At 68.8% G+C, this 22,601-nt stretch carries 21 protein-coding genes; 10 read left to right on the top strand and 11 right to left on the bottom strand.

Annotated elements, in window-relative coordinates; all coding sequences use genetic code 11:
- The first annotated feature begins 6 nt into the window (after positions 1 to 6).
- A complete protein-coding gene (locus tag AS181_RS04360) occupies positions 7 to 993 on the top strand; it encodes a pyridoxal phosphate-dependent aminotransferase (protein WP_082652859.1) in 987 nt (328 codons plus the stop codon).
- On the opposite strand, the gene AS181_RS04355 is transcribed toward AS181_RS04360, so the two are convergent.
- Positions 977 to 2,605 (bottom strand): ABC-F family ATP-binding cassette domain-containing protein, encoded by a 1,629-nt coding sequence (locus AS181_RS04355; protein ID WP_058250385.1) that lies wholly within the window; start codon positions 2,603 to 2,605, stop codon positions 977 to 979. The genes AS181_RS04360 and AS181_RS04355 overlap by 17 nt on opposite strands.
- Before the next feature lie 100 nt (positions 2,606 to 2,705).
- Here AS181_RS04355 and AS181_RS04350 point away from each other — a divergent pair, with 100 nt between their 5' ends.
- Positions 2,706 to 3,518 carry an SDR family oxidoreductase gene (locus AS181_RS04350; protein ID WP_058250384.1) on the top strand — a complete coding sequence of 271 codons (813 nt, stop codon included), beginning with the start codon at positions 2,706 to 2,708 and terminating at the stop codon, positions 3,516 to 3,518.
- A gap of 58 nt (positions 3,519 to 3,576) precedes the next feature.
- Positions 3,577 to 4,704, top strand: coding sequence for a lycopene cyclase family protein (locus tag AS181_RS04345; protein WP_058250572.1), 1,128 nt, complete (start codon positions 3,577 to 3,579; stop codon positions 4,702 to 4,704).
- Here the strand turns inward: AS181_RS04345 and AS181_RS04340 are convergent, their stop codons facing one another.
- From AS181_RS04340 to AS181_RS04305, 8 genes are all read right to left on the bottom strand, one after another.
- Positions 4,705 to 5,097 carry a J-domain-containing protein gene (locus tag AS181_RS04340; protein WP_058250383.1) on the bottom strand — a complete coding sequence of 131 codons (393 nt, stop codon included), beginning with the start codon at positions 5,095 to 5,097 and terminating at the stop codon, positions 4,705 to 4,707.
- Positions 5,098 to 5,198: 101 nt separating this feature from the next.
- Complete coding sequence (locus AS181_RS04335; protein ID WP_082652858.1) at positions 5,199 to 5,603, bottom strand: metal-sulfur cluster assembly factor; 405 nt, start codon at positions 5,601 to 5,603, stop codon at positions 5,199 to 5,201.
- On the bottom strand, positions 5,600 to 6,067 hold the full coding sequence (gene sufU / locus AS181_RS04330) for a Fe-S cluster assembly sulfur transfer protein SufU (protein WP_058250382.1): 468 nt from the start codon (positions 6,065 to 6,067) through the stop codon (positions 5,600 to 5,602). The genes AS181_RS04335 and sufU overlap by 4 nt, the downstream gene beginning before the upstream one ends.
- Before the next feature lie 3 nt (positions 6,068 to 6,070).
- A complete protein-coding gene (locus tag AS181_RS04325) occupies positions 6,071 to 7,348 on the bottom strand; it encodes a cysteine desulfurase (protein WP_058250570.1) in 1,278 nt (425 codons plus the stop codon).
- Positions 7,349 to 7,393: 45 nt separating this feature from the next.
- Positions 7,394 to 8,167, bottom strand: a complete 774-nt coding sequence (sufC, locus tag AS181_RS04320; protein ID WP_058250381.1) for a Fe-S cluster assembly ATPase SufC — start codon at positions 8,165 to 8,167, stop codon at positions 7,394 to 7,396.
- Between the two features lie 57 nt (positions 8,168 to 8,224).
- On the bottom strand, positions 8,225 to 9,412 hold the full coding sequence (sufD, locus tag AS181_RS04315) for a Fe-S cluster assembly protein SufD (protein ID WP_058250380.1): 1,188 nt from the start codon (positions 9,410 to 9,412) through the stop codon (positions 8,225 to 8,227).
- Positions 9,412 to 10,860 carry a Fe-S cluster assembly protein SufB gene (gene sufB / locus AS181_RS04310; RefSeq protein ID WP_058250379.1) on the bottom strand — a complete coding sequence of 483 codons (1,449 nt, stop codon included), beginning with the start codon at positions 10,858 to 10,860 and terminating at the stop codon, positions 9,412 to 9,414. The genes sufD and sufB overlap by 1 nt, the downstream gene beginning before the upstream one ends.
- On the bottom strand, positions 10,857 to 11,699 hold the full coding sequence (locus tag AS181_RS04305) for a helix-turn-helix transcriptional regulator (RefSeq protein ID WP_058250378.1): 843 nt from the start codon (positions 11,697 to 11,699) through the stop codon (positions 10,857 to 10,859). Before AS181_RS04305 ends, sufB begins: the two co-directional genes overlap by 4 nt.
- Before the next feature lie 133 nt (positions 11,700 to 11,832).
- Between AS181_RS04305 and mptB the strand changes: the two genes are divergently transcribed.
- The 4 genes from mptB (at position 11,833) to AS181_RS04285 (ending at position 16,615) form a co-directional block, all read left to right on the top strand.
- Entirely contained in the window at positions 11,833 to 13,653 is a 1,821-nt protein-coding gene (gene mptB / locus AS181_RS04300) for a polyprenol phosphomannose-dependent alpha 1,6 mannosyltransferase MptB (protein ID WP_058250377.1), read from the top strand.
- A gap of 108 nt (positions 13,654 to 13,761) precedes the next feature.
- Positions 13,762 to 14,742, top strand: coding sequence for an ABC transporter ATP-binding protein (locus AS181_RS04295; RefSeq protein ID WP_442902773.1), 981 nt, complete (start codon positions 13,762 to 13,764; stop codon positions 14,740 to 14,742).
- A complete protein-coding gene (locus AS181_RS04290) occupies positions 14,739 to 15,569 on the top strand; it encodes an ABC transporter permease (protein ID WP_058250375.1) in 831 nt (276 codons plus the stop codon). The genes AS181_RS04295 and AS181_RS04290 overlap by 4 nt, the downstream gene beginning before the upstream one ends.
- A complete protein-coding gene (locus AS181_RS04285) occupies positions 15,566 to 16,615 on the top strand; it encodes a COX15/CtaA family protein (RefSeq protein WP_058250569.1) in 1,050 nt (349 codons plus the stop codon). Before AS181_RS04290 ends, AS181_RS04285 begins: the two co-directional genes overlap by 4 nt.
- 13 nt (positions 16,616 to 16,628) lie before the next feature.
- Here AS181_RS04285 and AS181_RS04280 read toward each other — a convergent pair whose 3' ends face one another.
- Complete coding sequence (locus AS181_RS04280; protein WP_058250374.1) at positions 16,629 to 17,015, bottom strand: hypothetical protein; 387 nt, start codon at positions 17,013 to 17,015, stop codon at positions 16,629 to 16,631.
- Between the two features lie 32 nt (positions 17,016 to 17,047).
- On the opposite strand from AS181_RS04280, the gene AS181_RS04275 reads away from it, so the two are divergent.
- A complete protein-coding gene (locus AS181_RS04275) occupies positions 17,048 to 18,022 on the top strand; it encodes a quinone oxidoreductase family protein (RefSeq protein ID WP_058250373.1) in 975 nt (324 codons plus the stop codon).
- A gap of 7 nt (positions 18,023 to 18,029) precedes the next feature.
- On the opposite strand, the gene AS181_RS04270 is transcribed toward AS181_RS04275, so the two are convergent.
- Positions 18,030 to 19,025 (bottom strand): heme o synthase, encoded by a 996-nt coding sequence (locus AS181_RS04270; RefSeq protein ID WP_058250372.1) that lies wholly within the window; start codon positions 19,023 to 19,025, stop codon positions 18,030 to 18,032.
- Between the two features lie 340 nt (positions 19,026 to 19,365).
- On the opposite strand from AS181_RS04270, the gene tkt reads away from it, so the two are divergent.
- Positions 19,366 to 21,444, top strand: a complete 2,079-nt coding sequence (tkt, locus tag AS181_RS04265) for a transketolase (protein ID WP_058250568.1) — start codon at positions 19,366 to 19,368, stop codon at positions 21,442 to 21,444.
- Between the two features lie 29 nt (positions 21,445 to 21,473).
- Positions 21,474 to 22,595: a transaldolase gene (gene tal, locus AS181_RS04260; RefSeq protein WP_058250567.1), complete on the top strand. Its 1,122-nt coding sequence runs from the start codon at positions 21,474 to 21,476 to the stop codon at positions 22,593 to 22,595.
- Positions 22,596 to 22,601: the final 6 nt, after the last annotated feature.

Here is a 22,601-nt window from a genome sequence, read left to right as displayed (position 1 = left end):
CCACCGCTGGCCGAGCCGCCCGAACGCTGGTCGAGCCGGCACCGAGCGGAGCCGCCGGGCCGAGCAAGCGACGAAGGAGCGCGTCGAGGTCGAGGAGCCGAGTCGAAGCCACCTGGTGACCCGACCGCTCGTCCAGACCACAGCCCTCCGACGCCGGACTTTAGCCTACCCGCCGGGGCGACGGCCGTACTCTCCGCGATCCTGCAGGACTCGGCTGCACGGGCCCGGGCCAGGGGTCGTACCGGACCGCGGATCGTCACCCCCGCACCGACATTCGAGGGTTTCGCGCTGCTCGCCGAGATGATCGGGCTCGGAATCGGCATCACCCCGCTGCTCGCCGACGGGCGTCCCGATATCGGTGCGCTCGCCGCGGCCGCGCGTCCGGACACCGCGGCCGTCATCGTCTGCAGCCCGCACAACCCGACCGGATCGGTCGTCTCCGACACGGAGATCCGTGATCTGCTCATGGCTGTCGACCCGGCGATCCCGGTGATCCCCGACCAGGCGTACGTCGAGTACTGCCGGAACGCACCCGATGTCCGGACGCTGGTCGACGAGTACCCCAACCTGATCGTGGTGCGAAGCCTCTCCAAAGCCCACGGTCTCGCGGGACTGCGGGTCGGTTATGCGATCGGGTCGGCGACGTCCATCGGCGGTGCCCGCCGTCACGAAGTCCCCTTCTCGATCACCGCGGCCGCCGAACACGCGGCGTCGCTGGCACTTGCCGCGTCCGACGAGCTGGCCGGACGGGTCACGGCGATGCGCCGCGAACGCGATCGAATCGCCGACGCGCTGCGCGACTCGGGCCACCCGGCGCTGCCGAGCGAGGCGAATTTCGTGTTCGTGCCGGGCACCGACGGCATCGAGTTCGGGCGGCGGCTGCGGGCCGCGGGGGTCGTCGGCCGGCAGTTCGCCGAACACGGTCACCGGCTGACGGTGCCCGACCGCGCCGGGACCGATCGGGTCATCGAGGCGATCAGGCGAGCTCGATGAGCTCCTGATACTCCTCGCTCCAGTGGTCCTCGGTGCCGTCGGGCAACAGGATCACACGCTGCGGATCGAGCGCGGCGGCGGCGCCCGGATCGTGCGTGACCAGGACGACGGCCCCGGTGTAGCTGCGCAGGGCGTCGAGGACCTGTTCGCGCGAGATCGGGTCGAGGTTGTTGGTCGGCTCGTCGAGGAGCAAGACGTTCGCCGCCGAGGACACCAGCCCGGCCAGCGTGAGCCGGGTCTTCTCACCGCCGGACAGCGTGCCGGCCGGCTGATCGAGCTGGGCGCCGCTGAACATGAACGCGCCCAACAGGCCTCGGAGGTCCTGCTCGCCCGCGTCGGGTGCCGCGTGCCGGATGTTCTCCCACACCGACGCCCGGTCGTCGAGGGTGTCGTGTTCCTGCGCGAAGTAGCCGATCTTCAGACCGAATCCCGGCGCGATCGACCCTGTGTCCGGCTTCTCCACTCCGGCAAGCATTCTCAGCAGCGTCGTCTTGCCCGCGCCGTTGAGGCCGAGGACGACTACGCGACTGCCCTTGTCGATCGCGAGGTCCACCCCGGTGAAGATCTCCAGCGAGCCGTAGCTCTTCGAGAGTCCGGACGTCATCAACGGTGTCTTGCCGCATGCGGCCGGTTCGGGGAACCGGATCCGCGCGGTGCGGTCGGCCACCCGCTCCTCGTCGAGGGCGTCGATCATCCGCTCCGCGCGCTTGAGCATGTTCTGCGCGGCGGTCGCCTTGGTCGCCTTGGCACCGAGCTTCGCGGCCTGCGCGCGCAGGGCGGACGCCTTCTTCTCGGCGTTGGCCCGTTCGCGACGACGGCGCTGCTCGTCGGTCGCCCGGGCATCGAGGTACCGCTTCCAGCTCATGTTGTAGATGTCGGCCTCACCGCGCACCGCGTCGAGGAACCACACCCGGTTCACCACGTCGGCCAGCAGGTCGACGTCGTGACTGATCACGACGAGACCCCCCTCGTGGTTCTGCAGGAAGCTGCGGAGCCAGGCGATCGAGTCGGCGTCGAGGTGGTTGGTCGGTTCGTCGAGCAGGAGGGTGGTGTCGGATTTCCCCGAACCGTCGGACGCCGCGAACAGGATGCGTGCGAGCTCGATCCGTCGGCGCTGACCGCCGGAGAGTGTCCGTAGCGGCTGCTCGAGAACCCGGTCGGGCAGACCCAGGCTGTTGCAGATCCGCGCGGCCTCGGATTCGGCGACGTATCCGCCGAGGGCGGCGAAGCGCTCTTCGAGCCGGCCGTACCGCGCCACGGCCTTGTCCCGCAGCTTGTCGTCGGCGGCCTCGGCCATCTGCGCCTGCTGCTTCTCCATGTCGCGCAAGATCTCGTCGAGACCGCGCGCGGAGAGCACCCGGTCCTTGGCCAGGACGTCGAGGTCGCCCTCTTTGGGGTCCTGCGGGAGGTAACCGAGTTCACCGGACCGGCGGATCGATCCCGCGTAGGGTTCGGTCTCGCCGGCCAGGATGCGCAGCGTGGTGGTCTTGCCGGCACCGTTGCGGCCCACGAGGCCGATCCGGTCGCCGGGCTGGATGCGTAAGGCGTCGCCGGGCGCCGCCAACAGGGTCCGAGCGCCCGCTCGTACCTCCAGGTCGGTCGCGGTGATCACGACGGTCGATTCTACCGGTGCCGCGCCACTGCTTTTCCCACGTGCGGACCCCGGCGCCGTGCGGCCGAGTCGACCACCCCCGTCACGGTGGACCGATACGGTGTGGGACGTGACGCACTCCACAACGATTCCGCAGAACTTCCCGCAGTCCTCCGACTTGACCGGCCGGTCCGCGCTCGTCACCGGTGCCAGTCGCGGCATCGGTGAGGCGATCGCGACGGAACTGGCCCGACGCGGTGCCTCGGTCGTCATCACGAGCCGGAAGGCCGAGCCACTCGAGGAGGCGGCCGGCCGGATCCGGACGGCGGTGCCCGGAGCAACGGTCTCGGCGTGTGCGGGCAACACCGGCGACGCCGACGACCGGACGGCCGCCGTGGCCGCGGCCGTCGCACAGGGCGGCGGAATCCACATCCTGGTCAACAACACCGGGATCGCGCCGCTGGCCGGCCCGCTGATGGGGGCCGACCTCGCCGCGTACCGCAAGACGTTCGACACCAATGTCGTCGCCGCGCTCGGGTTCGTCCAGGAGGCCTACCGGGCGGGCATGAAGGACACCGGCGGGTCGGTCGTCAACATCTCGTCGGTCGCGGGTCTGCGGTCGACGGGCGTGATCGCGGCGTACGGCACGTCGAAGGCGGCGCTGATCCGCCTGACCGCCGAGCTCGCCTGGGAACTCGGTCCGGCCATCCGGGTCAACGCGATCGCCCCGTCCATCGTGCGCACGAAGTTCGCCTCCGGGCTGATCGAGGGCGAGAACGAGGCCCGCGCGGCGAACTCGTACCCGATGAAGCGGATCGGGGAACCCGAGGACGTCGCCCGGGCGGTCGCCTTCCTCGCGAGCGACGAGTCGGCGTGGATCACCGGCGAGACCCTGGCCGTCGACGGTGGCATGCTCGCCACCGGCGGTTCGTGACGTCCCAACCCGACGACGCGTCACCGTCCGGATCGTCGCCCGCGCCGAAGGACAGGATGTGAGTTCCGGAGTCATCGTCGCGGGGGCCGGGCCGGCCGGCCGCGCCCTCGTCCACCGCCTGGCCCGTGCCGGCGTACCGGTCACCCTGGTCGATCCGTCCCCCGACCGGGTCTGGCGGTCCACGTTCGCCTGCTGGTCCGACGAGTTGCCCGAGTGGGTCGAGCAGTCCGCCGTCGCCGCCCGGACCGAGCGCATCGGGATCGCGGGCCGCGAACTCGAGGAGGTGGCCCGCGGGTACACCGTCTTCGACACCCCCGGCCTGCAACGGTCACTGACCCTCGACGGGGTTCCGACCCGTTCCGCCCGGGTGGTCGAGATCGACGGCGCGCGTGTGCATCTCGATGACGGTTCGGTCCTGACCGGCGATGTCGTGGTCGACTGTCGCGGTGCGCTCCCCCACGACGCACCTCGACAGACCGCGTACGGGATCATCGTCGACGCGGAGGTGGCCGCACCCGTGCTGGACGGACACGAGGCACTGCTCATGGACTGGCGGGGTGGCGCGACAGACCGCTGGGCGCTGCCGTCCTTTCTGTATGTCGTGCCGCTCGGCGGGGGCGAGTACCTCCTCGAGGAGACCTGCCTCGCCGGGCATCCCGCCCTCGGTCTCGACGAACTCGAGCGCCGCCTGGCCGCGCGGCTCGGTGGGATGCCGTCGGGGATCCGGCGGGTCGAGCACGTCGACTTCCCGCTGACCGGCTCATCACCACACCCCTGGCGCGATCCCGTTTTCCGGTTCGGCGCCGCGGGCGGTTTCAAGAACCCGACGACCGGCTACAGCGTGGCGACGTCGCTGATGTGCACGGACGCGGTCGTGGCGGCGCTCGCAGCAGGCCGCGACCCCGCCGCGGATCTGTGGCCGCCGTCCACCCGTGCGGTGCACAACCTGCGTCTTCGTGGGCTCAGCGCGCTGCTGGGGCTCAGTCCGTCGCAGACGGTCGCCTTCTTCGAGGCGTTCTTCACGATGCCCGTTGCCGCACAACGCACTTACCTGAGCAAGCGGGGCGATCTGACCGGCACGATGAGCGCGATGACCAGGGTCATCGCCGCAGTCGACATGCGTACTCGCGTCGTGGTGGCACGGGGCGCGATGTCCACCCCGGCGTGGGCCGGCGACGCCGGCTGATCAGCGCCGCAGCACTCGCCACCGCCGGATCATGTCGTCGACATCGACGGTGTGCGCGACGACACTGTGCGGCAACGCCATCTGGCGGGCGGCGAGATGTGCCTCGCGCACACGGCGATTGAAGTCGACGAGGATGTCACGGACCGCGTCCTCGTCGGCGATGTGGCGCAGCGACTCCGGGAAATCCTGTGCCTCCCGGCGCAACAGCAGGGGCGCGGGGAGCAACGCCGACGAGTCGAGGTTCTCCTCGCGGATCTTGCGCTTGACCCACCAGTCGGGATCATCGCTGTCGGTCAGATCCAACGGCTTCCCCGCGCCCGGCAGGTTGTCGAACTCGCCGCGTTCGGTGGCCTCGCGGATCATCCGCTCGACTCGCGACTCGAAACGCCTCATGCGATCAACTCCTCGCACGGAAGTGCCCTGTCGACGACCAAGCGCCGGACCCGGTCGTCGATCATGACCGGGGCCGGCGCAGCGGTGTGTCCGATCGTCGGTCAGACGGTGAAGCCGAGGGCGCGGAGCTGTTCGCGACCGTCGTCGGTGATCTTGTCCGGACCCCACGGCGGCAGCCAGACCCAGTTGATCTCCATGTCGGTGCACAGACCGCTGGAGACCAGCGCACCGCGCGACTGATCCTCGATCACGTCGGTCAGCGGACAGGCCGCCGAGGTGAGGGTCATGTCGATCTTCGCGACCGCGTCGTCGGTCACCTCGATGCCGTAGACCAAGCCGAGGTCGACGACGTTGATCCCGAGTTCGGGGTCGACCACGTCGCGCATCGCCTCCTCGACGTCCTCGATGGCCGGCAGCGACGTCGCGGGCGCGGCGGGTGTCCCCGTCACGCCGGTGTCGGTGGCCGCGGTCGTCGGTGTGTCTGTGGTGGCTGTGTCGTCACTCATGCTGTCTCCGCTCGTGTCTCGTGGCTGTCCATCGTCTGCGCGAGTGCGTCCTTGAAGGCCATCCAGCCCAGGAGCGCGCATTTGACGCGTGCCGGGTATTTGCTCACCCCGGCGAAGGCGATCCCGTCGCCGATGACGTCCTCGTCGCCGGCGTCCTTGCCGCGGGAGGTCATCATCGCGTTGAACGACTCGACGGTGGCCAAGGCTTCCCCGACCGGCCGGCCGACGATGAGGTCGTGCAACACCGACGTCGACGCCTGCGAGATCGAGCATCCCTGCCCGTCGTAGGACACGTCGTCGATGCTCGAACCGTCGTCGGAGACCGCCACGCGCAGGGTGACCTCATCACCACAGGTCGGGTTGACGTGATGGACCTCGGCACCGAACGGTTCACGGAGTCCGCGCCCGTGTGGGTGTTTGTAGTGGTCCAGGATCACTTCCTGGTACATCTGTTCCATCCGCATGGCTCAGACCGTCCCGAAGAACTTCTGCGCCGTGACGATCGCGGCGGCGAGCGCATCGACCTCGGCGAACGTGTTGTACGCGGCGAACGACGCACGCGCGGTGGCGGCGACGCCGAAGCGCCGGTGCAGCGGCCACGTGCAGTGGTGACCCACCCGGATGGCCACGCCCTCGTCGTCGAGGATCTGACCGAGATCGTGGGCGTGGATGCCGTCGACGAGGAAGGCCACGGCGCCGCCGCGGTTCTCCGGGGTCGACGGCCCGATGATCCGCAGGCCCTCGATGTCGCCGAGATGCTCCAGCGCCCGCGCGGTCAGCGCATGCTCATGCGCGGCGACGGCGTCCATGCCGAGGTCGGTCAGGTAGCGCACCGCGGCACCGAGTCCGACGACCTGCGAGGTCATCGGCACGCCCGCCTCGAACCGTTGCGGCGGCGGGGCGTAGGTCGACCCCTCCATGGTCACTGTCTCGATCATCGAGCCGCCGGTGATGAACGGCGGCAACGCATTCAGCAGATCGGACTTGCCGTACAGCGCTCCGACGCCACTGGGCCCGAACATCTTGTGCCCGGAGAAGGCGGCGAAGTCGACGTCGAGTGCACGGAAGTCGACCGGCATGTGCGGCACCGACTGGCAGGCGTCGAGCACGACGAGTGCGCCGACCGCGCGTGCGCGCGAGACCAGCTCGGCCACATCGGCGACCGCACCGGTCACATTCGATTGATGGGTGAACGAGACGACCTTCACCGACTGGTCGAGGGTCAGCGAATCCAGGTCGATCCGGCCCTCGTCGGTGACCCCGAACCAGCGGAGCGTCGCGCCCGTGCGGCCGCAGAGCTCCTGCCACGGAACGAGATTGGCGTGATGCTCCAGCTCGGTGATGACGACGGTGTCGCCGGGCCCGAGCGCCGAACCCCCGAGGACGTCCGCGGACCGCGGGTCGCCGAGGGTGTAGGTCACGAGGTTGAGTGCCTCGGTCGCGTTCTTGGTGAACACGAGCTCGTCGGCGGACGCCCCCACGAACGCCGCGATGACCTCCCGGGCGTCCTCATACGCATCGGTCGCCTCTTCGGCGAGCTGATGCGCGCCGCGATGCACCGCCGCGTTGTGGTGCGTGAGGAAGTACCGTTCGGCGTCGAGCACCTGGACCGGACGCTGCGAGGTCGCCCCGGAATCCAGGTACACCAGCGGCTTTCCGTCGCGCACGGAGCGCGAGAGGATCGGGAAGTCGGCGCGCAGCGAATCGACGTCCAGGGCGGTGGAAACCTCTGTCGAGAGTGTCACCTGGTACACCTCCTGTGCTGGTCGGCTCGGATCGGTCGGGCGGTCTCAGCCGGCCTTGGCAGCCGAGGTGAAACGCTCGTAACCCTTCTCCTCGAGCTCGTCGGCGAGTTCGGGACCGGCGGATTCGACGACGCGGCCGTTGACGAACACGTGCACGAACTCCGGCTTGATGTAGCGGAGGATGCGCGTGTAGTGCGTGATCAGCAGGATCCCGCCGTTGTCGCGCTCCTTATAGCGGTTCACGCCCTCGCTGACCACCCGCAGGGCGTCGACGTCGAGGCCGGAGTCGGTCTCGTCGAGGATCGCGATCCGCGGCTTGAGCAGATCGAGCTGGAGGATCTCGTGACGCTTCTTCTCACCGCCGGAGAAACCCTCGTTGACACTGCGCTCGGAGAACGACGGATCGATGTCGAGCGAGGTCATCGCCTCCTTGGTCTCCTTGACCCAGTGGCGCAGCTTCGGCGCCTCACCACGCACGGCGGTGGCGGCGGTCCGCAGGAAGTTCGACATCGAGACGCCGGGCACCTCGACGGGGTACTGCATGGCGAGGAACAGTCCGGCGCGGGCCCGCTCGTCGACGCTCATCTCCAGGACGTCCTCACCGTCGAGGGTGATCGACCCCGAGGTCACCTCGTACTTGGGGTGACCGGCGATGGCGTAGGACAGCGTCGACTTGCCGGAACCGTTGGGGCCCATGATCGCGTGCGTCTCCCCCGACTTCACGGTCAGGTCGACACCCTTGAGGATGTGGATGGGCTCGGCGTCGGCGTCGGTCTGCGCGACATCGACGTGCAGGTCACGGATTTCCAGTGTGGTCATAGTCTCAGGATTTCTTTCTCCGGGCTGGGAAGTTCGGATGGCGAGGGTGATCGGCGGTCAGGCGCCGGCGAGTTCGAGTTCCTGCTCGACCGCGGCCGAGAGACGCTCGCGCAGCTCGGGCACACCGATCTTGGCGATCACCTCGCCGAAGAAGCCGCGGATGACGAGGCGTCGGGCCTGGTCCTCGGGGATGCCGCGGGCCTGCAGGTAGAACAGTTGCTCGTCGTCGAAACGACCGGTGGCGCTGGCATGTCCGGCACCGACGATCTCGCCGGTCTCGATCTCGAGGTTCGGCACCGAGTCGGCACGCGCGTTGTCGGTGAGCACCAGGTTGCGGTTGAGCTCGAAGGTGTCGGTGCCCTCGGCCTCGGCTCGGATCAGCACGTCGCCGACCCACACGGTGTGGGCCTCACGGCTGCGATCGCCGGAGACGTCGCCCTGCAGCGCGCCCTTGTAGACGACGTTCGAGCGGCAGTGCGGCTGGCTGTGGTCGACGAGGAGTCGCTGCTCGAGATGCTGGCCGGCGTCGGCGAAGTACAGACCCCACATCTCGACGTCGCCACCGGGCGCGTCGTAGTGGACGATCGGCGACAGCCGAACCAGGTTGCCGCCGAAGCTGATCGCGAAGTGGCGGACCACGGAGTCACGGCCGGCACGCACGTGATGCGTCGCGACGTGGACGGCGTCGTCCTCCCAGTCGTGGATGTTCACGACGGTCAGTGCGGCACTGTCGCCGACGACGAATTCGACGTTCTCCGCGAACGTGCCGCTGCCCTTCTGATCGAGGACGACGACGGCGCGCGCGAACGCCTCGAGCCGGATCTGGGTGTGGCCGAAGGCGGTCTCGCCCTCGCCGGGACCGGTGACCGTGACAGTGACCGGCTCGGCGAGCTCTACCTCGCGGCCGACGGTCACCACGGTCGCCTGCGTGAACGACGAATACGCCTGCGCGGCAACACGGTCGAACGGCACGCCGCCCTCACCGAGCCGCTTGTCGTCGCGACCGACGGTCTCGACGGTCACACCCTCGACGGCCCCGGCAACCTCTACGCCGGCCTCGCCGGTCCGCTGCGCGGACCCGTCGTGCAACCCGCGGAGGCGACGGAACGGGGTGAACCGCCACGCCTCCTCGCGGGGACTCGGCACCTCGAAGGCGTCGACGTCGAACGAGGTGAACATCTCGCCCTTGTTGACGACGGGCGTCGCCGAGCCGGGAGTGGTCACGGGCAATGTGGGATCGGCCATCAGCCGACAGCTCCTTCCATCTGGAGCTCGATCAGGCGGTTGAGCTCGAGCGCGTATTCCATCGGGAGTTCCTTGGCGATCGGCTCGACGAAGCCGCGGACCACCATGGCCATCGCCTCGTCCTCGGTCAGACCGCGGCTCATCAGGTAGAAGAGCTGATCGTCGCTGACCTTCGAGACGGTCGCCTCGTGGCCCATCGTCACGTCGTCCTCGCGGATGTCGACGTACGGGTAGGTGTCGCTGCGCGAGATGGTGTCCACCAGCAGCGCATCGCATTTCACCGTCGACCGGCTGCCGTGCGCACCGTTGTTGATCTTGATCAGACCGCGGTACGACGCCCGGCCACCGCCACGGGCCACCGACTTGGAGACGATGTTGCTCGAGGTGTTCGGCGCGAGGTGGACCATCTTGGAACCGGTGTCCTGGTGCTGGCCCTCACCCGCGAACGCGACCGAGAGGACCTCGCCCTTGGCGTGCTCGCCGGTCAGCCAGACCGCCGGGTACTTCATGGTGACCTTGGAACCGATGTTGCCGTCGATCCACTCCATGGTCGCACCGGCCTCGGCCTTCGCGCGCTTGGTCACCAGGTTGTAGACGTTGTTCGACCAGTTCTGGATGGTCGTGTAGCGGCAGCGGCCGCCCTTCTTCACGATGATCTCGACGACCGCGGAGTGCAGCGAGTCCGTCTTGTAGATCGGCGCGGTACAGCCCTCGACGTAGTGCACATAGGCACCCTCGTCGACGATGATCAGCGTGCGCTCGAACTGGCCCATGTTCTCGGTGTTGATCCGGAAGTAGGCCTGCAGCGGGATGTCGACGTGGACACCCGGCGGCACGTAGATGAAGGACCCACCCGACCACACCGCGGTGTTGAGCGCGGAGAACTTGTTGTCGCCCGCCGGGATGACGGTCCCGAAGTACTGCTGGAAGATCTCCGGGTGCTCCTTGAGCGCGGTGTCGGTGTCGAGGAAGATCACGCCCTGCTTCTCGAGGTCCTCACGGATCGAGTGGTAGACGACCTCGGACTCGTACTGCGCCGCGACACCGGAGACGAGACGCTGCTTCTCCGCCTCGGGGATGCCGAGCTTGTCGTAGGTGTTCTTGATGTCCTCGGGCAGGTCGTCCCACGTGGCGGCCTGCTTCTCGCTGGAGCGCACGAAGTACTTGATGTTGTCGAAGTCGATGCCCTCGAGCCCCGCACCCCAGCCGGGCATGGGCTTCTTGTCGAAGATCTTGAGGGCCTTGAGGCGCTGCTCGAGCATCCACTCGGGCTCGCTTTTCTTCGCCGAGATGTCGGCGACGACCGCCGGGGACAGTCCGCGCTTGGCGCTCGCGCCCGCGACGTCGGAATCGGCCCAGCCGTAGCCGTACTTGCCGAGGGCGGCGATCGTCTCCTCCTGGGTGAGGGGCGCCGCTGGGGTCGGGGTGGCCGGATCGGTGACAGTCATCGCGTGGCCTTTCGGGTTGTCGTGGCGGTCGGTGTCTGGTTCGGGGTGGCGCGGGGCGATACGGGCTGCGTATCGGGGTCCGCGACGGCCCCGGGTCGGTCTTCGGTGGTCCCACCCGGCGGTGGGTGGATCGGCACATGGGTGGTGCAGGCGCAGTCACCGTTGGCGATGGTCGCCAGACGCTGCACGTGCGTGCCGAGCAGTTCGGTGAAGACCGCGGTCTCCGCCTCACACAGCTCCGGGAACTCGGTGGCGACGTGCGCCACCGGGCAATGGTGCTGGCAGATCTGCATGCCGGTCCCGACCTGACGCGTGTTGGTCGAGTACCCCGCGCTGGTGAGCGCGTCGGCGATCTCGTCGACCGTGTCGGCAACGGTCACCGGGCCGGTGCTGGGACGGACGCCGGCCACGATGCGTTCGACGCGCTCGCGCGCGAACTCGGCGACCGCGTCGGTGCCGCCGAGATCACGCAGCTTACGCATCGCCGCACCGGCCAGGTCGTCGTAGGCGTGGCGCATCTTGCCGCGTCCGGAAGCGGTGAGCTGGAAGTACTTGGCGGGCCGGCCCCGGCCTCGCTGACCGAACCCCGGCGAGGCGACCTCGATGTCCCCGGCGCCGGTCAGGGCGTCGAGATGGCGACGCACGCCGGCCGCCGAGATGCCGAGGCGCTCGCCGATGTCGCCGGCAGTGAGCGGGCCGTCTTCGACGAGCAGGGTGACCACGGCCTCCCGGGTCTGACCGTCATGGTGCGCGTCGACACCGCCGGTCACTCCGGCACCCGTACCAGCGGAGGGCACGGCGCCGGCACTGCCAGAAGGCAGCACAACATCGTTCCGCATGGTTTTCACAACACGAGTGTGACGTAATTACTTCCCTACTGCCAGCAAGGGTGCCCTTATCGCAGGGGGTCGAGAGGCCACCACGCCCGGCGATTACAGTCGTCGTGTGCCCGAAACCACAGCTCCGCGCCGCGTGCCGGACTACTTCGGACTCGTGTGGACCCGGTTGGTCGCCCTGCTCGACTATCTCGGACTGCGCAAACAGCGCCCTGCCGCTGCCGGCGCCGAACCCGGCGACTACGGCAAGACCGTGGCCCGCCTACACGACGACGAGCGCGAGGTCGGCCCGCTCAACGCCGAGGAGACCCGCCGGCTCCGCCGGATCAAGCTCTTCGGCGCCACCGGCTCGGTACTGATCCTCATCGGCGCCCTCGGGACCGGTGCGGTACCCGTACTGCAGAACCCCGTTGCCGGGATGCGCGTCCTGTCGTTGCCGTCACGCATGTTCGGCACCGCCCTCGCGCTGTCCATCGGCGGCGCGATCACCCTGGTCGTCGCGTGGTTGTTGCTCGGCCGGTTCGCAGTCGGCAGGTTCAGCGTCGAGGTCCGCCACGGCCGGAGCCCGGAGCGCCGCATGAGCCGCCGCCAGGCCGACCGGACCCTCATGCTGTGGATCGCCCCGATCATCGTGGCGCCGCCGCTGCTGAGCAAGGACATCTACTCGTATCTCGCGCAGAGCGCCATCGCCTTCCGGGGCATGGATCCGTACTCGGTCAGTCCGGTCCGCGGACTCGGCGTGGACCACATCCTGACCAGGTCGGTGCCCAACCTCTGGCGTGACACCCCCGCGCCCTACGGCCCCTTCTTCCTGTGGATCGGCGAGGGCATCACCAAGGTCACCGGCGACAACATCACCGCCGCGATCTTCCTGCACCGTGTCGTCGCACTGATCGGCGTCGCGCTCATCGTCTGGGCACTCCCCCGCCTGGCCCGCCGCTGCGGGGTCTCGTCGGTGGCCGCACTCTGGCTGGGCGCGATGAACCCGCTGGTCATCCTGCATCTCGTCGGGGGCATCCACAACGAGGCCCTCATGCTCGGCCTGATGCTCGTAGGTCTCGAATTGAGTTTCCGCGCCATCTACGGCGCCGAACGACTCCGCCGACCCGGGACCCTCGTCCCCACCCGAGCGGGCTGGTTGCTCATCGGCGGCGGTGCGGTACTCGCGGCGTCGGCGATGATCAAGGTCACCTCGATGCTCGCCCTGGGCTTCGTCGGCATCGCGCTGGCCATGCGGTGGGGCGCCACCCTGCCCGTGCTCCGCCACACGCCGATCCGGGAATGGTGGGGTCGCTCCCGGTGGACGGTGTACGTGCTGAGCGCGTCGGCGGCCTTCTACGTGGTGGTCCTGGGCATCGTGATGATGGGGATCTCCCTCGGCACCGGGCTCGGCTTCGGCTGGACGGGCACGTTGTCGACGGGCGAGATCGTCCGCTCGTGGATGTCGATGCCCACCCTGTTGTCGGTGACCACCGGCCGGATCGGTGTCACCCTCGGCCTCGGTGAGCACACGCAGGCGATCCTCGAGGTGGCCCGGCCCATCGGCCAGCTCGTCGCCGCCCTGTTCATCGTCCGGTGGATGCTCGCCACGCTCGGCGGCCGGCTCCACCCACTCGGCGCACTCGGTGTGTCGATGGCCACAGTCGTGCTGTTCTTCCCGTTCGTGCAGGCCTGGTACCTCCTGTGGGCCGTGATCCCGCTGGCCGCGTGGGCCACCGGCGCCTGGTTCCGGATCTCCACCATCGCGGCGTCGGCGATCATCGCCATCGTGGTGATGCCCACGAGTTCCAACACGAGCGGAGTGGTTCTGGCACAAGGACTTCTGGCCGGCGTGATCATGGTCGCGGTTCTCACCGCCCTGTTCTTCGAGGACCGCGCGCCCCGTCGGCGACGCCGCCGCGGGCCCGTGTCGGACGACGACGAGGCGACGGCCGGGTCGGCGTCGGCACGACGATGAGCGCATGCGCCGTGTGCCCGGTCACCGCTTTTCGTCCCTGGGCTCCGAGCGCCTAGTCTGACCAGTGTGCGCAGCACGACCTCTCGGCAGATCAACGACGACGATCGGGTGAACGATCGTCGGCTCCGCGATCCCGGGTCAGCCGCCTCCGCCGGCACCCCGGCCGCCACTGCGGCGGCCGTCGAGGTCCGCGGTCTGGTCAAGCGCTTCGGTGATCGCACCGCGGTCGATCGGCTCGATCTCACCCTCGAACGCGGCGAGATCCTCGCCCTGCTCGGTCCCAACGGCGCGGGCAAGACCACGACCGTCGAGATCTGCGAGGGCTTCACCGCACCCGACGCCGGCAGCGTCCGCGTCCTGGGTCTCGATCCCATCGCCGACAACGACGCGCTCCGGCGCCGCATCGGCGTCATGCTGCAAGGCGGTGGCGCCTACCCGGGAGCCCGGGCCGAGGAGATGCTGCGCCTGGTGGCCGCGTATTCGGCCGATCCCATCGATCCCGATTTCCTGCTCGACGCACTCGGGCTGACCGAGGTGGGTCGTACGTCCTACCGACGTCTGTCCGGTGGCCAGCAGCAGCGCCTGGCCCTCGCCTGCGCGGTCGTCAGCCGCCCCGAACTGGTCTTCCTCGACGAACCGACCGCCGGACTCGATGCCCACGCCCGCCTCGTCGTGTGGGAACTCATCGACCGGCTCCGGGCCGACGGAGCATCCGTCCTGCTCACGACTCATCTGATGGACGAGGCCGAGGAACTCGCCGACCACGTCGCGATCATCGATCACGGCCGCGTCGTCGCCGACGGGACACCCGCCGACCTCACCAGCACCGGCGCCGAGAACGAACTGCGCTTCACCGCACCACGTGGACTCGACCTGTCGATGCTGGTGCTGGCCCTGCCCGAGGACTACCACTGCACGGAGGCCACCCCCGGCTCGTATCTGGTCATCGGTCCGATGACGCCGCAGGTGCTGGCCACGGTGACCGCCTGGTGCGCCAAGATCAACGTCCTCGCGACCGATCTGCGCGTGGAGACCCGCAGCCTCGAAGACGTCTTCCTCGATCTCACCGGACGGACCCTTCGACCGTGACCTCATCCGCACCCACCGGGCTCCCCCGCCCCGCCGACCGTGCTGCCGGAACATTCCCCGACGGTCTGTTCCGCCCCGCTCCCCGGGCGGCGTCGCTGCCGGCGATGATCGCCGCGCAGAGCGGCCTCGAACTCAAGCTCCTGCTCCGCAACGGCGAGCAGTTGCTCCTCACGATGTTCATCCCGATCACGCTGCTCGTCGGTCTGTGCCTGCTGCCGATCGACACCGGGTTCGGCGACGGCCCCGCCGAGCGGGCGGCGCTGTTCGTCCCGGCGATCCTGACCGTCGCGGTGATGTCGACGGCGTTCACCGGACAGGCGATCGCCGTCGGGTTCGACCGTCGCTACGGCGCGCTGAAACGCCTCGGCGCGACGCCGATACCGCGCTGGGGCATCATCGCCGGCAAGTCGATCGCGGTCCTCGTGGTGGTCGCGCTGCAGTCGGTGATCCTCGGTGGGATCGGCGCCGCGTTCGGCTGGCGACCGAGCCCCGTCGGTCTGCTCATCGGTGCGGTGGTCCTCGCGGTCGGCACCGCGTGCTTCGCGGCTCTCGGGCTGCTGCTCGGCGGCACCTTGAAGGCCGAGGTCGTGCTGGCACTGGCGAACCTGCTGTGGTTCGCGTTCATCGGCCTCGGCAGTCTCGTCGTCGTCGACTCCAACATCCCCGACGCCGTGCACTGGATCGCGCGGTGCATCCCGTCGGGGGCACTGAGCGAGGCGCTCGAGATGGCCTCGGAGGGTTCGTTCGACGCCTTCGGGGTGGGTGTCTTGCTGGTGTGGGCCGCGGTGGCCGGCACCTTGGCGGTGAGGTGGTTCCGATTCCGATGACATCCGATACTTCGAACGCCCCGGCCACGGCCCGGTCGGGCGATCATGCCGCGGCCGCCGGCGACGCGCGCCGGCCGCTGACCGGTCCGTGGCGGTTCGTCCCCGGCTTCGGCCGGCCGACGGCACGATTCGTGCATCGCTGGGCCATCGCCCTGCTCGTCTCGAACGTGGGCATCGTGGTCACCGGCGGCGCCGTGCGCGTGACCGCCTCGGGCCTCGGTTGCCCGACCTGGCCGCGGTGCACCGACGAGTCGTTCGTGCCGCACGGCGAACTGGGCATGCACGGCGCGATCGAGTTCGGCAACCGTCTGCTCACCTTCGTGCTGATCGTCATCGCGATCGCGACCTGGGTCGCCGTCCTGCGGTCGGCCGGAGCGGCGCGCCGGGACAAGTGGCTGGTCACCCTCATCGCGCTCGGTATCCCGTTCCAGGGGGTGATCGGCGGGATCACGGTCCTGACCCAGCTCAACCCGTGGGTCGTCGCGCTGCATTTCCTGCTGTCCATGGCGTTGGTCTCCGCATCCACCGTGCTCGTCTACCGGATGCGTCCGTATCCGACGCCCACCGCGCCCGATGCCGACGCCCCCTCGACCGCCACGCGCCGGCTCGGCATCTACCTCGCCTGGCTGGTCTATCTCGTCACCTGGGGCACGATCTACCTCGGCACGGTCGTGACCGGTTCCGGCCCGCACGCCGGCGATGTGGACGCCCCGCGGAACGGTCTCGACCCCGGCAACGCGACACAGCTGCACGCCGACGCCGTCTTCACCCTCGTCGGGCTCGCGATCGCGGCCCTCGTCTACGCACGGGTCTTCGCACGGCCGCAACAGCGCTCGGCAGTGGTGTTCATGCTGCTCCTGCTGCTCCAGGGCCTGATCGGGTTCGTGCAGTTCGCCACCGATCTGCCCATCGCCCTCGTCATCGCGCACATGTTCGGCAGTGCGGTCCTGCTCATCGGCGCCACCTGGCAGCTCCTGATCGCGCGGAACCCGATCGTCAAGGATCCGGCGACGAAAAAGGCAGACCCGCTGCGCGAGCCTGCCTGATCGAACTCCGGCCTCAGAGGATGGCGCGGTTGCGCGCACGCGGGAAGCGCTTCTGCCGCGCGACCCAACCCGCCATCTTGCGGTAGTGCGACGTCGACACCGTGGTCTCCGAGGTGAGGTCACGGTCCCATTCGGCGATCTCGAGACCGTCGACGGCGTCGACCACGGCCTGCGCGGTCGCGAGGTCGGGCACGACCCGGTCCCCGAGGATGCCGTTGGCGTCGCCGACGAGCGTGATCCGCACACCGGCGTCCCCGATCGCCTGGAGGACGACCTTCGCGCTGCCACCTTCGCGCTCGACGAACTTGCGTACCGAGGCGACGACCTCGGTGGGCGCCTCGACCTTCTGCTGTGTGCCCGACTTCTCGTCGTCGGTGGTGTTCGTCATGGGGGTCAGCATACCGGGGCGATCCCGGCGTGTAGAACGGTGTCGTGCGAGCTATCCAGGTGACCCGCCACGGAGGACCCGACGTCCTGACCTTCGGCAGTGTCGACGATCCCATCCCGGCCGCCGACGAGGTGATCGTCCGGACCGCAGCGGTGGGCGTGAACTTCATCGACACCTATCTGCGCCGGGGCCTGTACCCCTCCACACCGCCCTACATCCCCGGTACCGAGGGCGCGGGCGTCGTCGTCGCGACCGGCTCGGATGTGACGTCGCTGCAGGAAGGTCAGCGGGTCGCCTGGTGTGCGGCCCCGGGTTCGTACGCCGAGCTTGTCGCGGTCCCGGCCTCGAAGGCGGTCCCGGTACCCGACGCGGTCGACGACGCGGTGGCCGGTTCGTCGTTGCTCCGCGGTCTCACCGCGCACTATCTCCTCGACGGGAGTGCTCATCCCCAGGCCGGCGATCCGATCCTCGTGCACGCCGGTGGCGGCGGTGTCGGACTGATCCTCACCCAGCTCGCCAAGCGCCGCGGACTGACGGTCATCACGACGGTCTCGTCCGATGAGAAGGCGGAACTCTCGCGCGCCGCCGGGGCGGATCACGTTCTGCGCTACGGAGAGGACCTGAGTTCCCGCGTCCGCGACCTCACCGACGGGCGCGGCGTGCCGGTGGTCTACGACGGCGTCGGCGCCGACACCTTCGAGCAGTCGCTGGCGTCGACCGCGGTCCGGGGGATCATCGTGCTCTTCGGGGCGGCGAGCGGGCCGGTTCCGCCATTCGATCTGCAGCGTCTCAACCCGGCGGGATCGCTGTCGGTGACCCGGCCGACGCTGGCCCATTTCACCGACACGGCCGACGAACTCGACTGGCGTGCGGGCGAGTACTTCGAGGCGATCGTCGACGGCAGCGTCGAGGTGCGCGTCGGACAGCGCTATCGGCTGGCCGACGCGGCGGCAGCCCACTCGGATCTGGAGGCACGCGTCACGACCGGCACGACGGTGCTGTTGCCCGCCGGAGCGTGACCCGGGCTCAGAAGTAGGACGAGATCGTCTGCAGTCCGACGACCGCATCGATCGCGAGACCGCAGAACACGATCGCGAGGTATTCGTTGGACTGCAGGAAGACCTTGAGCGGAGCGACTTCGGCGCCGCGCTTGGTGTCGCGGTAGAGCTTGTGGACGCGCTCGAGGAACCAGCCGCCGGCAGCCAGCGCGATCACGGTGTAGATCCAGCTCGTCGCCGGGATCAGCAGGAGCGAACTCACCACGGTCAGCCAGGTGTAGATCAGCATCTGCCGAGTGACGCGCTCTTCGGTCGCGATGACGGGGAGCATCGGCACGCCCGCCGCCTTGTAGTCGTCCTTGTAACGCATCGCGAGGGCCCAGGTGTGCGGCGGCGTCCAGAAGAAGATGACGGCGAACAGCACGATCGGCTGCCAGCTCAGCGACCCGGTGACCGCGGCCCAGCCGACCAGCGTGGGCATGCACCCGGCGGCACCGCCCCAGACCACGTTCTGCCAGGTACGACGCTTGAGGATCAGCGTGTAGACACCGACGTAGAAGAGGATGGTCGCCGAGACGAGCAGTGCCGACAGGAGATTGGCGGCGAAGTACAACACCGCGAAGGACGCCGCCCACAGCACGAGCCCGAAGATCAGGGCACTACGGGGGGCGACGGCACGGCGGGCCAGCGGACGCCGGGCGGTGCGCTTCATCTTCTTGTCGATGTCGGCGTCGGCGACCATGTTGAGGGTGTTGGCACTGCCGGCACCGAGCCAGCCGCCGATCAGCGTGAACGCGATGACCGCGATGTCGACGTGACCGCGATCGGCTTGCAGCATGACCGGGATCGTCGCGACGAGAAGCAACTCGATGACACGCGGCTTGGTCAGTGCGATGTAGGCGAGCACCGTCGCACGCACGCGCCCGGCCCACGACTGATCTCCCGGTGCGACCGGATCGGTCGATACCTGCGGATTCGATGCGGTGTCGGTCGAGTGAGATGCGGCGGAACTGTCCCCGCTCACACGCTCCCCTATCCTCACGAACACTCCTCGTCCGCCCGCACAGACGCCCGCGGGCTACTACAGAGCATGGTAGACGTTTGCCTTTGCGAACCGTGAATCGAGGCATGGCGACGCCGGCTGCGGCACCGCGACCGGCGACGACACCTGAACTCGCCGGTAACCATCGGTCGGCGCGCAGCTCGGGCCCGGCGCCGATTACTCTGGACTCATACACGCCGACGATCGTCGGTTGCCCGAAGACGGATGGCCCCGGTACCGATCGCCCCGGGTACCGATCGCCATGTGTCCGAGACGGACCGAGTACACAAGCACCGAGCAGGCACAGGAGACAATCAGCATCGTGGCCGACACCGACGAGATCCGCGCATTGACCACCCCCCGCCACCCGGACGACTGGACCGAACTCGACACCCGCGCCGTCGACACGGCCCGGCTGCTGGCGGCTGACGCAGTGCAGAAGTGCGGAAGCGGGCACCCCGGCACCGCGATGAGCCTCGCTCCCCTCGCCTACACCCTGTTCCAGCGGGTGATGCGCCACGACCCCACCGACACCGACTGGGCCGGCCGCGACCGCTTCGTGCTGTCGTGCGGTCATTCGAGCCTCACGCTGTACATCCAGCTCTACCTCGGCGGGTTCGGTCTCGAGCTGTCCGACATCGAGGCGCTGCGTACCTGGGATTCCCTCACGCCCGGCCACCCGGAGTTCCGCCACACGCGCGGTGTGGAGATCACCACCGGTCCCCTGGGTCAGGGTTTGGCCTCGTCGGTCGGCATGGCGATGGCAGCCCGACGCGAGCGCGGCCTGTTCGACCCCGATGCGGCCCCGGGAAAGAGTCCGTTCGACCACTACATCTATGTCATCGCGTCCGACGGTGACATCGAAGAAGGTGTGACCTCCGAGGCCAGCTCGCTGGCCGGAACGCAGCAGCTCGGCAACCTGATCGTGTTCTACGACCAGAACCAGATCTCGATCGAGGACGACACCGACATCGCGTTGTCGGAGGATGTCGCGAAGCGCTACGAGGCCTACGGATGGCACGTGCAGACCGTGGAGGGCGGCGAGGACATCGTCGCCATCGAGGCGGCGATCGAGGCGGCCCAGCAGGTCATCGACCGGCCGTCGATCATCTGTCTGCGCACCATCATCGGCTACCCCGCCCCCAACATGATGAACACCGGTATGGCCCACGGCGCGGCGCTCGGTGAGGACGAGGTCGCGGCGACGAAGAAGGTCCTCGGTTTCGACCCGGAGAAGAACTTCGAGGTCACCGACGAGGTGATCGGCCACACCCGCAAGCTCATCGACCGCGGCGCTGAGGAGCGCACGGCGTGGACGTCGTCGTTCGATGCCTGGGCGGAGAAGAACCCCGACGCCAAGAAGCTGTTCGACCGGCTCACCGCCCACGAACTGCCCGAGGGCTGGACCGACGTGCTGCCCAGCTGGAACGTCGGCGACAAGGATGTCGCGACCCGCAGCGCCTCGGGCAAGGTGCTCGGCGCGCTCGCGCCCGTGCTGCCCGAGCTGTGGGGCGGTTCGGCCGACCTGGCCGGCTCCAACAACACCACCATGGACGGCGAGCCGTCGTTCGGACCGACCTCGATCAGCACCAAGAAGTGGTCGGCCAACCCCTACGGCCGCACCCTGCACTTCGGTGTCCGTGAGCACGCGATGGGATCGATCCTCTCGGGCATCGCCCTGCACGGGCCGACCCGCGCCTACGGAGGTACCTTCCTGCAGTTCGCCGACTACATGCGTCCCGCCGTGCGCCTCGCGGCACTGATGGAGATCGATCCGATCTACGTCTGGACCCACGACTCGATCGGCCTCGGCGAGGACGGCCCGACCCATCAGCCGATCGAGCACCTCGCCGCACTGCGGGCGATCCCGAACCTCGACGTCGTGCGTCCTGCCGACGCCAACGAGACCGCGTACGCCTGGCAGCACCTGCTGACCCGCCGCAACCACCCGGTCGGCCTGGCGCTCACCCGCCAGAACATCCCGATCCTCGAGGGCACCTCGGCGCAGGGCGTCGCCAACGGCGGATACGTCCTGAGCGATTCCGAAGGCGACCCGCAGGTCGTACTCATCGGCACCGGTTCCGAGGTGTACCTGGCCGTGGACGCGCAGAAGGCGTTGGCGGAGAAGGGAATCAAGGCCCGCGTCGTCTCGATGCCCTGTGTCGAGTGGTTCGACGAGCAGCCGCAGGGCTACCGCGACCACGTGCTGCCGCCGTCGGTTCCGCGCGTCGCCGTCGAAGCCGGCATCGCCATGCCCTGGTACCGCATCGTCGGCGCCGGCGGCGAGATCGTCTCGATCGAGCACTTCGGCGCCTCCGCCGACTACAAGGTGCTGTTCACGAAGTTCGGCATCACCGCCGAGGCCGTGACCGCAGCCGCCGAGCGCGCTGTCGCCGGCTGAGCGCACCACAACCCGAAGAGGAGAGAATGGTGACCCAGAACGAGAAGCTCGCCGAATTGTCCGCCGCCGGAGTGTCGGTGTGGCTGGACGACCTGTCCCGGGACCTGATCAGCTCAGGTGACCTCGCCGAACTCATCAGCACCAAGTCGGTCGTCGGGGTGACCACCAACCCGTCGATCTTCCAGGCCGCGCTGTCGTCGGGCAATGCCTACGACGACCAGGTCAACGAACTGGCCGCACGGGGCGCCGACGTCGACGCCACCATCCGGACGGTCACCACCGACGACGTGCGCAACGCCTGTGACGTGCTCGCCGCGACCTACGAGTCGACCGACGGCGTCGACGGACGCGTGTCGATCGAGGTCGATCCGCGCCTCGCCCACGACACCGACGCCACGGTGGCACAGGCCGTCGAGCTGTGGAAGATCGTCGACCGGCCGAACCTGCTCATCAAGATCCCGGCCACCGAGGCCGGGCTCCCCGCGATCAGCAAGGTCATCGCCGAGGGCATCAGCGTGAACGTGACGCTGATCTTCTCGGTCGAGCGCTACGAGAAGGTCATCGCCGCCTACCTCGACGGCCTCGACGCCGCCGCCCAGGCCGGCCACGACCTCTCCCGCATCCACTCCGTCGCCTCGTTCTTCGTGTCGCGGGTGGACACCGAGATCGACAAGCGACTCGACGCCATCGGCACCCCGGAGGCCACCGAGCTCAAGGGCAAGGCAGCACTGGCCAATGCCCGTCTCGCCTACTCGGCCTACCAGCAGGTCTTCGAGGTCGAGTCCCGGTTCCCCGAGCTGCTGGCCAAGGGCGCCCGCCCGCAGCGCGCACTCTGGGCGTCGACGGGCGTCAAGAACCCCGACTACCCCGACACCCTGTATGTGAGCGAACTGGTCGCGCCCAACACGGTCAACACGATGCCGGGCAAGACGATGGACGCCTTCGCCGACCACGGCTGGGTGAACACCGAGTCCATCATCGGTCTCGCCGCCGAGTCGCAGGAGATCTTCGACAAGCTCGTCGCCGTGGGCGTCGACCTGACCGACGTCTTCCTGGTCCTGGAGAACGAGGGCGTCAGCAAGTTCGAGGACGCGTGGAACGACCTGCTCAGCGCGACCGCCGAGCAACTGTCCGCGGCGAACAAGGGCTGACCCCAG

Origin of the sequence: Gordonia sp. SGD-V-85, from assembly GCF_001456905.1 — a bacterium.
In the GTDB taxonomy this organism is placed as follows: domain Bacteria; phylum Actinomycetota; class Actinomycetes; order Mycobacteriales; family Mycobacteriaceae; genus Gordonia; species Gordonia hongkongensis.
Note: the sequence above shows the minus strand (reverse complement) of the source record. Positions and strands in the feature narration are given on the sequence as shown.